The 13,228-nt window shown below is 71.8% G+C and carries 14 protein-coding genes; 8 read left to right on the top strand and 6 right to left on the bottom strand.

Translation table 11 applies throughout. The features are described from left to right. Nucleotides 1-2 precede the first annotated feature (2 nt). On the bottom strand, nt 3-2,042 hold the full coding sequence (locus OG2516_RS12730; protein ID WP_007256091.1) for an NADH:flavin oxidoreductase: 2,040 nt from the start codon (nt 2,040-2,042) through the stop codon (nt 3-5). A gap of 116 nt (nt 2,043-2,158) precedes the next feature. On the opposite strand from OG2516_RS12730, the gene OG2516_RS12725 reads away from it, so the two are divergent. Beyond that, complete coding sequence (locus OG2516_RS12725) at nt 2,159-2,788, top strand: TetR/AcrR family transcriptional regulator (RefSeq protein ID WP_007256090.1); 630 nt, start codon at nt 2,159-2,161, stop codon at nt 2,786-2,788. On the opposite strand, the gene OG2516_RS12720 is transcribed toward OG2516_RS12725, so the two are convergent. Then, a complete protein-coding gene (locus tag OG2516_RS12720) occupies nt 2,773-3,075 on the bottom strand; it encodes an ArsR/SmtB family transcription factor (protein WP_007256089.1) in 303 nt (100 codons plus the stop codon). The genes OG2516_RS12725 and OG2516_RS12720 overlap by 16 nt on opposite strands. Before the next feature lie 89 nt (nt 3,076-3,164). On the opposite strand from OG2516_RS12720, the gene OG2516_RS12715 reads away from it, so the two are divergent. The 5 genes from OG2516_RS12715 to OG2516_RS12695 all read left to right on the top strand — a co-directional run bounded on the left by OG2516_RS12715 (nt 3,165) and on the right by OG2516_RS12695 (nt 8,258). Continuing rightward, the gene (locus tag OG2516_RS12715; RefSeq protein ID WP_007256088.1) at nt 3,165-3,593 is read left to right on the top strand and encodes a YeeE/YedE family protein; all 429 of its coding nucleotides are present in this window, start codon (nt 3,165-3,167) and stop codon (nt 3,591-3,593) included. Nucleotides 3,594-3,604: 11 nt separating this feature from the next. Further along, nucleotides 3,605-4,045, top strand: a complete 441-nt coding sequence (locus tag OG2516_RS12710) for a YeeE/YedE family protein (protein ID WP_007256087.1) — start codon at nt 3,605-3,607, stop codon at nt 4,043-4,045. Continuing rightward, nucleotides 4,042-4,959, top strand: coding sequence for an MBL fold metallo-hydrolase (locus OG2516_RS12705; RefSeq protein WP_007256086.1), 918 nt, complete (start codon nt 4,042-4,044; stop codon nt 4,957-4,959). The genes OG2516_RS12710 and OG2516_RS12705 overlap by 4 nt, the downstream gene beginning before the upstream one ends. A gap of 7 nt (nt 4,960-4,966) precedes the next feature. Then, nucleotides 4,967-6,727, top strand: coding sequence for a SulP family inorganic anion transporter (locus tag OG2516_RS12700; protein ID WP_007256085.1), 1,761 nt, complete (start codon nt 4,967-4,969; stop codon nt 6,725-6,727). A gap of 88 nt (nt 6,728-6,815) precedes the next feature. After that, nucleotides 6,816-8,258 (top strand): phospholipase D-like domain-containing protein, encoded by a 1,443-nt coding sequence (locus OG2516_RS12695; RefSeq protein ID WP_007256084.1) that lies wholly within the window; start codon nt 6,816-6,818, stop codon nt 8,256-8,258. Here OG2516_RS12695 and kce read toward each other — a convergent pair. Genes kce through OG2516_RS12675 form a run of 4 tightly spaced genes read right to left on the bottom strand, consistent with a single transcriptional unit; the run spans nt 8,255 to nt 11,738 of the window. Next, nucleotides 8,255-9,181, bottom strand: coding sequence for a 3,5-dioxohexanoate:acetyl-CoA acetone transferase (gene kce / locus OG2516_RS12690; protein WP_007256083.1), 927 nt, complete (start codon nt 9,179-9,181; stop codon nt 8,255-8,257). The two genes, OG2516_RS12695 and kce, sit on opposite strands and share 4 nt — an antisense overlap. 4 nt (nt 9,182-9,185) lie before the next feature. Then, on the bottom strand, nt 9,186-10,133 hold the full coding sequence (locus tag OG2516_RS12685) for a 3-hydroxyacyl-CoA dehydrogenase (RefSeq protein WP_007256082.1): 948 nt from the start codon (nt 10,131-10,133) through the stop codon (nt 9,186-9,188). Further along, nucleotides 10,130-10,927, bottom strand: coding sequence for an SDR family oxidoreductase (locus OG2516_RS12680; RefSeq protein ID WP_007256081.1), 798 nt, complete (start codon nt 10,925-10,927; stop codon nt 10,130-10,132). Before OG2516_RS12680 ends, OG2516_RS12685 begins: the two co-directional genes overlap by 4 nt. Before the next feature lie 55 nt (nt 10,928-10,982). After that, entirely contained in the window at nt 10,983-11,738 is a 756-nt protein-coding gene (locus OG2516_RS12675; RefSeq protein ID WP_007256080.1) for a siderophore-interacting protein, read from the bottom strand. 132 nt (nt 11,739-11,870) lie between these two features. Here OG2516_RS12675 and OG2516_RS12670 point away from each other — a divergent pair, with 132 nt between their 5' ends. Together OG2516_RS12670 and OG2516_RS12665 are read left to right on the top strand one after the other, a co-directional pair. Beyond that, complete coding sequence (locus OG2516_RS12670) at nt 11,871-12,170, top strand: antibiotic biosynthesis monooxygenase family protein (protein WP_007256079.1); 300 nt, start codon at nt 11,871-11,873, stop codon at nt 12,168-12,170. 70 nt (nt 12,171-12,240) lie between these two features. Beyond that, nucleotides 12,241-13,224: a L,D-transpeptidase family protein gene (locus OG2516_RS12665; protein ID WP_007256078.1), complete on the top strand. Its 984-nt coding sequence runs from the start codon at nt 12,241-12,243 to the stop codon at nt 13,222-13,224. The last annotated feature ends 4 nt before the right edge of the window (nt 13,225-13,228 follow it).

Here is a 13,228-nt window from a genome sequence, read left to right as displayed (position 1 = left end):
ACTCAGAGCGCCTTGCAGAGGCGCAGCGCGTCGTAGATCGCGGCGTGGGTGTTGCGCGCGGCGACGGCGTCGCCGATGCGGAACAGCTGGTAGGCGCCGTCCGGGTTCGTGCGCACGTCCTGCGGCTCGCCCGCGATCAGCGCGGCGTGGTCGATCTCGCCGAGGTTCACCGAGCCGTCGCGCAGCTCGAAATAGACCTCGTCCAGCGGCCGGGTGCCGTGGTTGACGACGACCTGGTCGACCAGCCGCTCGCGCGTCGCGTCGCCGTAGTCGCTGCCGAGGATCGCGCGCAGCCCGTTGCCCTCGCGGCGCACCGCGTCGAGCTTCCACGTCACCGTCACCGTCACGTCGTGCTGCTGAAGCACCCGCATCGCCGGCGTCAGCGACATCGCCATCACCTCCGACGACAGCCCCCGCTCGCGCGTCACCAGCTCCACCCGCGAGCCGGCGGCGGCGAGGCTCTCGGCCGCCTGCAGCGCCGGGTAGTCGCCCGCGTCGTCGTAGATCAGCACATCGCTTCCCGGCCGCGCGTCGCCCGAGAGGATGTCCCACGCCGACACGACCAGCTCGTCGCCCTCGGCGAGCACCTCGGTGTCGGGCAGCCCGCCCGTCGCGACGATGACCACGTCGGGCGCGTCGGCGCGGACGTCCGCGGCGTCGGCGAAGCTGTTGTAGCGGAAGCTGACGCCGAGGCGCTCGCACTCCTCCACGCGCCACTGGATCAGCTGGATCATCTCGGCCCGGCGCGGGGTCTGCGCGGTCAGCCGCACCTGCCCGCCGGGTCGGTCGGCGGCCTCGTGGACGATCACCTCGTGCCCCCGCTCCGCCGCCACCCGCGCCGCCTCGAGCCCCGCCGGCCCGGCGCCGACCACCACCACACGCCGCCGCGCCGCCGCCCGCGTCACCGCGTGCGGCTGCTCGAGCTCGCGCCCCGTCGCCGGGTTGTGCAGGCAGAGCGCCATGCCGCCCTGGTAGATTCGGTCGAGACAGTAGTTCGCCCCCACGCAGGGCCGGATCCGCGCCTCCTCGCCGCGCATGACCTTCGCGACGATGTGCGGATCGGCCATGTGCGCGCGGGTCATGCCGACCATGTCGAGCTTGCCGCTGGCGATGGCGTGGCGGGCAGTGGCGACGTCCTGGATCTTGGCGGCGTGGAAGGTCGGGAACGCCGTGCCGGCCCGCACCTCGCCGGCGAAGTCGAGATGCGGCGCGCTGGCCATGCCCTGCACCGGGATCACGTCGGTCAGCGCGGCGTCGGTCTCGATGTGGCCGCGGATGATGTTGAAGAAGTCGACCATCCCCGTCGCCTTCAGCGCCGCCGCGATCTCCAGCCCCTCGGCCTTGCTCACCCCGCCCGGCCGCGCCTCGTCGGCGGCGAAGCGCATGCCGACGATGAAGTCCGGCCCCACCCGCGCGCGGATCGCCGCGAGCGTGTCGGTGGCGAAGCGCAGCCGGTCATCGAGGCTGGCGGCGCCGTAGCGGCCCTCGAGCGCGTTCAGGCCGGGCGACCAGAACTGGTCCATCAGGTGCCCGTAGGCCTCGAGCTCGATCCCGTCGAGCCCGGCCGCCTGCATCCGCTCCGCCGCGTCGGCGTAGTCGGAAATGATGCGGGCGATGTCCCACCCCTCCATCACCTTGGGGAACGCCCGGTGCGCCGGCTCGCGCTGCGGGCCCGGCGCGAGCACCGGCAGCCAGTCGCCCTGGTCCCAGCGGGTCCGGCGGCCGAGGTGGGTGAGCTGGATCATCACCGCACAGCCCGCGTCGTGGCACTCGTCGACCAGCGCCTTCATCCAGCCGACCACCTCGTCCTGCCAGGCGAGGATGTTGTTGAACGCCGGCGGGCTGTCGCGCGAGACGCTGGCCGAGCCCGCCGTCATCGTCAGCGCCACCCCGGCCCGTGCCCGCTCGACATGGTAGGCGCGGTAGCGCTCCTTCGGCATCCCGTCCTCGGCGTAAGCGGGCTCGTGGCTGGTGATCATCAGCCGGTTCTTCAGCGTCAGGTGCTTGAGCCGGTAGGGCTGAAGAAGCGGGTCGTTCGACATGGCGGGCCTCCCTTGCTCACGCCAGCGATCCACAGAATGTTCATACCTGTCAAGAAGCAGTTCACCACCGAACATTCCCGTTGCCGCCGCCCGCCGGCGCCCCTACCCTCGCCGCCATGACAGACCCGGCCCCCGCCCCTCCCAAAGGCTGGCGCGGCTCGCGCGAGCTCTGGCTCGACGCGGCGCGCGCGGCGCTGCTCTCCGACGGCATCGAGGCGGTGAAGATCCAGCCGCTCGCGGCGCGGCTGTCGCTGTCGCGCACCAGCTTCTACTGGTTCTTCACCGACCGCGCCGCGCTGCTCGATGCGCTGCTCGAGGATTGGGAGGCGCGCAACACCGGGGCGCTGTTGGAAGGCTGCGCCGCCTACGGCGCGACCATCGCCGAGGCGGTGCTCAACCTCATCGCGGTGTTCCTGGACGAGACCCGCTTCGAGCCGCGCTTCGACATGGCCGTGCGCGGCTGGGCGCACCGCTCCGACGCGGTCGCCGCGCGGGTGGCCGAGGCCGATGCCCGCCGGCTCGAGGCGATCCGCGAGATGTTCGTGCGTCACGGCTTCGAGCCCGCCGAGGCCGACGTGCGGGCGCGCACCATCTACCTCGTGCAGGTCGGCTACATCGCGCTCCAGACCCGCGAGAGCCTCGAGGAGCGCCTCGCCCGCATCCCGGCCTACGTGAAGACGTTCGCCGGGCAGCCCGCCACCGAGGCCGAACTCGCCCGCTTCCGCGCCGTTCAGCGCGCGCAGTAGAGCGCGTGCAGCGTCTCGAGGACGGCGGCTACCTCGCCGCCCTTGACCGAGTAGTAGACCGTCTGCCCCTCGCGGCGGCCCTCGACGAGCCTGGCCTCCTTCAGCCGCTTGAGCTGCTGGCTCATGGTCGGCTGCGGCTTGCGGCACGCCTGCGCCAGCTGGTTGACCGAGCGCTCGCCGTCGAGCAGCCGGCACAGGATCTCCAGCCGCGCCTCGGATGCGAGCATGCCCATCAGCCGCGCCGCCGCGCCGATGTCGCCTTCGAGCAGATCGTCCGGTCCGGGCATATTAGACCCCTTGAATATTCGTTCGGATGAATATATCCCTTCTCACGACGCAAGACAAGTTTGACGGCACCGGATCGTCGGAGGACCACATGGACACCACCTTCACCCCCTGGCTCTCGCTCGGCGGCGGCATGATGATCGGCGCGTCCGCCGTGCTGCTGATGGCGACCAACGGGCGCATCGCCGGCATCAGTGGCCTGACCTCGCGCATCTTCGCCCGCGCCAGCGACGGCGAGGCGCGCGGCGTGTCGGCGCTGTTCATCCTCGGGCTGCTGCTCGCCGCGCCGCTCTGGCGGCTCGCCTCTGGCGACTGGCCCGCCCAGTGGGTGCCGTCCAATCCCGCCCTGATGGCCGTCGCCGGGCTGCTCGTCGGCTTCGGCGCCGTTCTCGGCAGCGGCTGCACCTCGGGCCACGGCGTCTGCGGCATCTCGCGCGGCTCCGCCCGCTCCATCGTCGCCACCGCCACCTTCATGGCGGCCGCGTTCCTGACCGTGCTGGTCACCCGCCACCTGATCTGAGGCGCTTCGCGATGAAACAGATATTCGCCCTCCTCTCCGGCCTGCTGTTCGGCCTCGGGCTGATCGTGTCGGGCATGGCCGACCCGGCCAAGGTGCTGAACTTCCTCGACCTCTTCGGCAGCTGGGATCCGAGCCTCGCCTTCGTCATGGGCGGCGCGATCCTCGTGACCGCGCCGGGCTTCGCCTGGCTTACCCGGACCCGCAGCCGGCCGTTCTTCGACACCAGCTTCCGCATCCCCGACAAGCGCGACCTCGACCCCAAGCTGCTGTCGGGCGCCGTCGTCTTCGGCACCGGCTGGGGCCTCGGCGGCTTCTGCCCCGGCCCCGCGTTGACCGCGCTGCCCATCGCGGCGAGCGGCACGCTGATCTTCGTCCCCTTCATGCTGATCGGCATGTGGGCGGCCCGCCACGTACCCGACTTCAGCTTTCCCGCGAAAGGAGCCACCCGATGAGCGATCCTCTGAACTCCCGCATCGTGCGCCACTCGCCCTCGACCGGCCCCGGCAGCCCCGACGTCTGGGGCATCTACGAGCCAGACACCGGCTCCATCCAGTACATCTGCGCCGACCCGGCGACGAAGAAGGCTGCGCTGATCGACGTGGCGTGGAACTTCGACCCGAAGAACTACCGCTTCTCGACCGAAAGCATGGACCAGGTGCTCGACCTGGCGCGCGACAACGGCCTGGAGGTCGAGTGGGTGCTCGACACCCACCCCCACGCCGACCACGTCATGGCCTCGGCCCACCTCAAGGCGCGCACCGGCGCGCCCAACGCCATCGGCGCGCTGGTCCCCGAGATCGCGAAGATCTGGGCCGACCTCTACAACCTGCCCGACGCGTTCGACCCGGCGCGCGACTTCGACCGGCTGTTCGAGGAGGGCGAGACCTTCAGGATCGGCGAGCTCGACGTGGAGGTCATGCTGTCGCCGGGCCACACGCTCGGCTCGATCACCTACCGCTGCGGCGACGCGGCGTTCGTGCACGACACGCTCATGCAGCCCGACATCGGCACCTCGCGATCGGACTTCCCCGGCGGGAAGACGGGCGAGCTCTGGGAGTCGATCCAGGACATCCTCGCCCTGCCCGGCGACACCCGGCTCTTCGTCGGCCACGATTACGGCGGCCCCGACCGCGACGAGCCCCGCTGGGAGGCGACCGTGGCCGAGCACAAGGCGCACAACAGGCACGTGAAGGACGGCACCGAGCGCGACGCCTACATCAAGCGCCGCCAGGAGCGCGATGCCACCCTGCCGCTGCCCGACCGCATCCTCGCGGCGCTGCAGATCAACCTGCGCGGCGGGCGCCTGCCGCCGGCCGAGGACGACGGCAACCACTACCTGAAGCTTCCGGTCAACCGGTTCGAATAGGCCCATCGTGCGCCCGCTCTCCTCCTTCTTCCCGGTCCTCGACTGGGGCCGTCGCTACGACCGGCACGCGCTCACGGGCGACCTCGTCGCGGCGGTGATCGTGACGATCATGCTGATCCCGCAGTCGCTCGCCTACGCGCTGTTGGCTGGCATGCCGCCCGAGGCGGGCATCTACGCCTCCATCGCGCCGATCATCCTCTACGCGCTGTTCGGCACCAGCCGCGCGCTCGCGGTGGGGCCGGTGGCGGTGGTGTCGCTGATGACGGCGGCGGCGGTGGGGGAGATCGCGGCGCAGGGGACGGCGGGCTACGTGGCGGCGGCGCTGACGCTGGCGATGCTGTCGGGCCTGATGCTGCTGGCGCTCGGGCTGTTCAGGCTCGGCGCCTTCGCCAACTTCCTGTCGCACCCGGTCATCGCGGGCTTCATCACCGCCTCGGGCATCCTGATCGCCGCCAGCCAGCTGCGCCACGTCCTCGGCATCCCGGGTGGCGGTCACACGCTGCCGCAGATCGCTGCGAGCCTGTGGCGCAACCTGCCGGAGATCAACCTCCCCACGCTCGTCATCGGCGGCGGCTCCATCGCCTTCCTGTTCTGGGTCCGCTCGGGGCTGAAGCCGCTCCTGCGCCGCGCCGGCCTCGGCCCGCGCGCCGCCGACATCGGCGCGCGCACCGGGCCGGTCCTCGCCATCGCGGCGTCGATCCTGGCGGTGGTGCTGTTCGACCTCGACGCACACGGCGTCGCCATCGTCGGCGACGTGCCCCGGAGCCTGCCGCCCCTCACCCTGCCCTCCTTCTCTCCCGACCTGATCTCGCAGCTCTTCGTCCCGGCGCTGCTGATCTCGATCATCGGCTTCGTCGAGAGCATCTCCGTCGCCCGCACCCTCGCCGCCAAGAAGCGCCAGCGCATCGACCCCGACCAGGAGCTGATCGGCCTCGGTGCCGCCAACCTCGGCGCCGCCTTCACCGGCGGCTTTCCCGTCACCGGCGGCTTCGCCCGCTCCGTCGTCAACCGCGACGCCGGCGCCGAGACGCCCGCCGCCGGGGCCTACACCGCCGTCGGCCTCGCCCTCGCCGCCCTGTTCCTGACGCCGCTGATCCACGACCTGCCCAAGGCCACCCTCGCCGCGACGATCATCGTCGCCGTCCTCAGCCTGGTCGACCTGTCGATCCTGCGCCGCGCCTGGAGCTTCAGCCGCGCCGATTTCGGCGCCGTCGTCACCACGATCGCCCTCACGCTGCTGATCGGCGTCGAGGCCGGGGTGATGGCCGGCGTGCTCGTGTCGATCCTGATCCACCTCTACAAGACCTCGCGCCCGCACATGGCCGTCGTCGGCCGAGTGCCCGGCACCGAGCACTACCGCAACGTGCTGCGCCACGAGGTCGAGACCCAGCCGCACGTGCTGGCGCTGCGTGTCGACGAAAGCCTCTACTTCCCCAACACCCACTTCCTGGAGGACCGGCTGGCCGAGCTGATCGCCGAGCGCCCGGCGCTCACCGACGTGGTGCTGATGTTCCCGGCGGTCAACGACATCGACCTCTCGGCGCTCGAGTCGCTCGAGGCGATCAACGCCCGCCTGCGCGACGCCGACCTGCGGCTGCACCTCAGCGAGGTGAAGGGCCCGGTGATGGACCGGCTCGAGCGCAGCCACTTCCTCGACGAACTGACGGGCGGCGTCTTCCTCAGCCACCACGCGGCGACGCGCGCCCTCGCCCGCCCCGGCAACGGCGGCAACGACGGGGTCGAGGAGCACGGTCTCTACGTCATCTGACGTTTATTTCCGCCGCACCCCGCCGCGCGTGGAACGCCTCCGCCTGTCGCTCGTTCGCACAGGAGCACCCAGAGCGGAGACCTTTCGAATGAGCGCGGCCGACGATGACACGCCGATCCTCGTGCCCGGGGACACCTGCTGGCGCATCGCGCAGGCCGACAAGCTCGCGGTGATCGTCGACGCGGCGGACTACTTCTCGGTGATCCGCGAGGTGGTGCAGCAGGCGACCCGCAGCGTGCTGTTCATCGGCTGGGACTTCGACACCCGCATCGAGCTCGAGCCCGACAGCGAGGACGGCGACAGCCCGAACCGGCTCGGCCGCTACCTCGACTGGGTCGTCAAGGAGAACCCCGACCTCCACGTCCACATGCTGAAGTGGGACCTGAGCCTGATCGAGACGCTGATGCGCGGCTCGACCCCCCTGGTGATTGCCGACTGGATGACGAGCAACCGCATCCACATGAAGCTCGACCACGCCCACCCCTCCGGCGCCGCCCATCACCAGAAGATCGTGGTGATCGACGACGTGCTCGCCTTCTGCGGCGGCATCGACATGACCGCCGAGCGCTGGGACACCCGCGACCACCCCGACGAGGACCCGCGCCGCCGCCGCCCCACCTCGGGGCGGCACTACGGGCCGTGGCACGACATCACCACCGCCGTCGCCGGCCCCGCCGCCCGCGCGCTGGGGGACCTCGCGCGAGACCGCTGGGAATGGGCCACGGGCGACCGGCTCGAGCCGGTCGAGAGCGCCCCTCCGATCTGGCCCGAGCGCCTGAAGCCGATCACCGAGCACCGGTCCGTCGGCATTTCCCGCAGCCTGCCCCCCTACGGCGAGCGCGACGAGGTGCGCGAGATCGAGGCGCTCTACCTCAAGGTCATCGAGCAGACCGAGCGCACGCTCTACATCGAGAGCCAGTACTTCGCCTCCCGCAAGATCGCCGAGGCCATCGTCGAGCGGCTGCGCGAGGACGACCCGCCCGAGATCGTCATCGTCAACCCGTTCACCGCGCAGGGCTGGCTCGAGGAGGAGGTCATGGGCACGGCGCGCGTGCGCCTGCTCGAGTTGGTGCGCCGGGCGGATCACAGGAACCGCTTCCGCCTCTACACGCCGCAGGCCGAGAACGGCACGCACATCTACGTCCACGCCAAGGTCGTCATCATGGACGACCGGCTGCTGCGCGTCGGCTCGTCCAACCTCAACAACCGCTCCATGGGCTTCGATTCCGAGTGCGACCTCACCATCGAGGTGCGCGGCGAGAGCGACCAGCCGCTGCGCGAGCGGATCGTCGGCCTGCGCAACGACCTGATCGCCGAGCATCTCGGCGTCGAGAACGCCGAGGTCGAGGCCTGCCTGCGCGACACCGGCGGCTCGATGCTCGAGACCATCGAGCGGCTGCGCGGCGAGGGCCGCACCCTGGTGCCGTTCGAGCTGCCCGATTTCTCCGAAATCGAGGACGATCTGTTCGCCGAGAGCGACCTGCTCGACCCGGAGAGCACCGCCAAGTCGGCCTGGTGGCACTGGACCTAGAACGCCACCCGGTCGCCGCCCTTCAGCCCCAGCATCGCCCGCGCCTCGTCGGGCGTCGCCACCTCGAGCCCCAGCCCCTCGATCAGCCCGCGCGCCTTGGCGACCTGCTGGGCGTTGCTCTCCGCCAGCTTGCCGCGCGCGATCCAGATGCTGTCCTCCAGCCCGACCCGGATGTTGCCGCCCAGCGCCAGCGCCTGCGTCGCGATGCGGAACTGGTCCTTGCCTGCGCCGAGCACCGACCAGCGGTAGTCGCCGCCGAACAGCCTGTCGGCGGTGCGGCGCATGTGCATGACGTCCTCGGGATGCGTGCCGATCCCGCCGAGCAGGCCGAACACCGACTGCACGAAGAACGGCGGCTCCACGAGGCCGCGCTCGGCGAAGTGGGCGAGGTTGTAGAGGTGGGAGATGTCGTAGCACTCGAACTCGAAGCGCGTGCCGTGGCCGGCGCAGGTCTTGAGCACGTACTCGATGTCGGCGAACGAGTTGCGGAAGACGAGGTCGCGCGAGCCTTCCAGGTGCTCGCGCTCCCACTCGTGCTGGAAGTCCTTGTACTTCGCCAGCAAGGGGAAGAACCCGAAATTCATCGAGCCCATGTTGAGCGAGGCGACCTCGGGCTGCCACGTCGCCGCCGGCTTGGCGCGCTCCTCGACCGTCATGTAGGGCGAGCCGCCGGTCGTGATGTTCACCACCGCCCCCGTCGCCTGCTTGATGCGCGGAAGGAACGGCGCGAACGCCTCGACCGACTGGTCGGGCCGCCCGGTGGCCGGGTCGCGCGCGTGCAGGTGCAGGATCGCCGCGCCCGCCTCGGCCGCGCCGATGGCCGCCTCGGCGATCTCGTCGGGGGTGACGGGCAGGTGCGGGCTCATGCTCGGCGTGTGGATGGCGCCGGTGACGGCGCACGTGATGATGACCTTGTCGCCCATGATCCTACTCCCCGATCTCGTCCGCCGCCCGGCGCTTGTGCGCCGCCAGCGCCATCAGCCGCCGGTCGCGCCAGGCCTGCCGCGCCGCGAGCTCGTCTCCGGGCAACGCCGCCCGCCGCTCCGCCTCGATCCGGTCGAGGACCGGCCCCTGCCAGTCGGCGGGCGGCTGGTCCGACAGGCCGGTGTAGATGCCGCTGTAGCGCTCCACGTACTGCCGCACGCCCTCGGGCGCGTTGAGGTCGATCGTCTCGAACGGCCCGATGAACGACCAGCGCAGCGCCAGCCCCTCGCGCAGGCCGATGTCGACGTCCTCGGCGCTCGCGTAGCCGTCGGCCACCAGCCGGAACGCCTCGTGCAGCAGCGCCCCCTGCAGGCGGTTCATCACGAAGCCCTGGATCTCCTTGTTCATCACCATCGGCCGCATCCCCGCGGCGCGGAGCATGTCAGCGGTGCGCGCGACGAGGGCCGGCTCGGTCCACGGCGCGGGCACCAGCTCGGCGGCGGGGACGAGGTAGGCCGGGTTGATCGGGTGGTTGACCATGCAGCGATGCCGCCCCGCCAGCCCCTCGGAGATCGCCGAGGGCAGCAGCGCCGACGACGACGAGGCGAGCACCGTGTCCGGCCCGGCCAGCGCGTCGAGCCGGCCGAAGACCTCGCGCTTGAGGCCGATCTCCTCGGGCGTGCTCTCCTGGACGTGCGCCACCCCGTCGAGCGCCGCCTCCAGCTCCGCCACCGGCGTGATCCGGGCCAGCGCGTCCGCCGCCGCGCCCTCGATCAGCCCCAGCCGTTCCAGCTCGGGCAGCATCTCGGCGGCGAAGTCGCGCGCCGCCTCGGCCGTGCCGGCCTGTGCGTCCCACAGCCGGACCTCGTGGCCGGCGCGGGCGAAGACGATGGCCCACGAGCGGCCGACGAGGCCGGTGCCGACGCAGGCGACGGGGGGATGGGACTTCATAGCGACTCCAGGTTGCCGTCGACGGGGAAGCTCTGGCCGGACAGGTTGCGCCCGGCGTCGGAAATCAGGAACGCCGCCATCGCGGCCACGTCCTCGGGCGGCGTCATCCGCCGCAGCGACACGCGGCCGACATACTCCGCGCGCATCGCCTCGACGCTCACACCCGTCTGCGCCGCCCGCGCGGCGATGACGCCGTCGATGCGCGGCCCCTCGACGATGCCGGGCAGGATCGCGTTGACGCGGATGTCGTCCGGCCCGAGCTCCTTGGCGAGGCTCTGGGTAAAACCGATCACGCCCCACTTGGCGGCCGCGTACGGCGTGCGGAAGGCGTAGCCGAAGCGGCCGGCGGCGGAGGACATGTTGACGATCGCGCCGCCCCCGGCGGCCCGCAGCATCGGTACGGCGGCGCGGGTGCAGAGGAACTGGCCGGTGAGGCCGACGTCGAGGCAGCGCTGCCAGCTGTCGAGGTCGATCTCCTCCACCCCCGCCGTCGGCCCCGCGATGCCGGCGTTGTTGACCAGCGCGTCGAGCCCGCCGAGCCGCGCGGCGGTCTCGCGGAAGAACACCTCCACCGGCCGCTCGTCGGCCACGTCGGCGAGCAGCGCCACCTCCGCGCCCAGCTCCGCCGCCGCCGTGTCGAGCGCGTCCGGGTCCACGTCGCAGATCGCGAGCCGCGCGCCCTGCGCCGCGAGCAGCCGCGCGATGGCGAGCCCGATGCCGCCCGCGCCCGCCGTGATCGCCACCCGCCGCCCCGCGAGGCCGGGCAGCGCGATGGCTCCGCCGTTGTCCGTCATGCCCGCTCTCCTCCTCGCTGGCCGGGGCGGATCGTCTTCCAGTTCGCCGCCGGGATCAATGCTGCGCGCGCCGCCAGTAATTCGCCGCCCGGAGGTGGCTCTCGGGCAGCCCCAGCGCCGCGAGCCGGGCGCGGGCCTGCGCCACCACCTCCGCCTCGGCGGCGCAGAAGACGAAGCCCTCGCCCTTCGGCAGCTCCAGCGTCTCGAGGTGGTCCGCCAGCCCCTCGCCCGCGTCGGCGTGCAGCCAGGTGGTGGCGACGATTGCGCGGCTGTCGAGCGGCTGCTCCTCGGCGGCGCTGGCCACCTCGATCACCGCCATCGCCCAGCTGTCCGCCGGCAGCTCCTCCAGCCGCCGCGCGATCGCCGGCAGCGCCGTGGCGTCGCCGATCAGCAGCTGCCAGTCGGCCTCGCCCTCCAGCAGGAACGAGCCGCGCGGCCCGGCGAGCCCGATCTCGTCGCCCGGCCGCGCCGCCGCCGCCCAGTCCGAGGCGACGCCGTGGTCGTGCAGCACGAAGTCCACCGTCAGCTCCAGTGTATCGGGATCGTAGAAGCGCGGGGTGTAGTCGCGGTGCTCGGGCGCCGGGTCGGGCCAGTCGAGCCCGCGCGCGCCCACCTCCGGCACCGGCAGCGCCGCGCCGGGGCGCGGGAAGAACAGCCGCACGTGGTCGTCGAACCCCGGCGACGCGAACCCCTCCAGCTCGCCGGACGCGAAGGTGATCCGCGCCATCTTCGGCGTGATCCGCTCGGCGGCGGTGACGGTGATGCGGCGGTAACGCATCTCGTGGCGGACGCGGTTGACGGTGATCGGCATGGCTTCTCCTGTCCCGGCGGCGGCGCGGGTTGCGTTACGCTTCAACGGCTTGCCCCCGCCCTTCCGTCGCCGAGATAGACCGCGCCCGCAAGACGTGCCACACCCGCCGCGCAGACCAGCAGGAGGACGGGCATGATCCGGGAAGTGGCGGAGCTGAAGATCAAGGACGGGACCGACGACGCGTTCGTCGCGGCCGTGGAGCAGGCGGTGGAGATCTTCCGCGCCGCGAAGGGCTGCCGCTCGATGCGGCTCGAGAAGGTGATCGAGACGCCGTCGCTCTACCGGCTGATCGTGCTCTGGGAGACCCTCGAGGACCACACCGAGACCTTCCGCGGCAGCGACGGCTTCCAGGCGTGGCGGGCGCTGATCGGCCCCTGCCTCGACGGAGCGCCGTCGGTGGATCACTCGGAGGTGGCCGTCGAAGGCTTCTGAGCGGCGCCGGCGAGGGAACAGCGCCGGGCCGACCGGGGTTGGCTCGGTGAATGCCAGCCAAGGATCCCCGATGACAGCACATCCGCGCGCCGCCGCCGCCCTCGCCGCCACCGCCCTCGCCGCCGCCCTCGCCCTGCCCGCCGCCGCGCAGGAGCCGGCGCTCGGCCCCGAGGCCATCGAGACGGCCGAGTTCGACGGCGACGGCCTGCCCGAGGGGCAGTCGGCGCTGACGGCCAAGCTGCAGGTGCTGCTCGACCGCGCCGCGATCTCGCCGGGCGTCATCGACGGCCGCAAGGGCGGCATGACCGAGAGCGCCCTGCGCGCCTTCGAGCGCCGCGAGGGCTTCCCCGAGGACGGCGCGCTCGACGCCGACGTCTGGCAGGCGCTGCAGTCCGACGGCCCCGCCCTCACCGCCAGCTACACGATCACCGAGCAGGACCACGCCAACATCGTCGACAGCCTCCCCGAGGACTACGCCCGCCTCGCCGAGATGGACTGGCTCGGCTACACCAGCGCCGCCGAGAAGATCGCCGAGGACTTCCACATGGACGTCGACTTCCTGCAGGCGATGAACCCCGCCAGCAGCTTCGCCGTCGGCGACGAGATCACCGTCATGCAGCCCGCCGGCCGCCAGGAGGGCGAGGTCGCCCGCATCGAGATCGACAAGCCCAACAGCCGCCTCGTCGCCTACGACGGGTCCGGCGCGGTGCTGGTGAACTACCCCGTCGCCGTCGGCTCCGACCAGACCCCCTCGCCCTCGGGCACCCACGAGGTCGTCGCCGTCGCCGTCGAGCCGACCTACAGCTACCTGCCCGACACCAACTTCCAGCAGGGCGACAACGACGAGCCCCTCACCCTGCCGCCCGGCCCCAACGGCCCCGTCGGCCTCGTCTGGATCGACCTCTCCAAGCCCACCTACGGCCTCCACGGCACCCCCGACCCGGCCAGCCTGTTCAACGCCCAGAGCCACGGCTGCGTGCGCATGACCAACTGGGACGCGCTGGAGCTCGCCCACCTGACGGGCCAGGGCGTCACCGTCGAATTCCTCGAATGACCGG

Origin of the sequence: Oceanicola granulosus HTCC2516 (genome assembly GCF_000153305.1) — a bacterium.
GTDB lineage: Bacteria > Pseudomonadota > Alphaproteobacteria > Rhodobacterales > Rhodobacteraceae > Oceanicola > Oceanicola granulosus.
The sequence above is the reverse complement of the archived record's forward strand: the minus strand, read 5'-3'. Positions and strand labels throughout refer to the sequence as shown.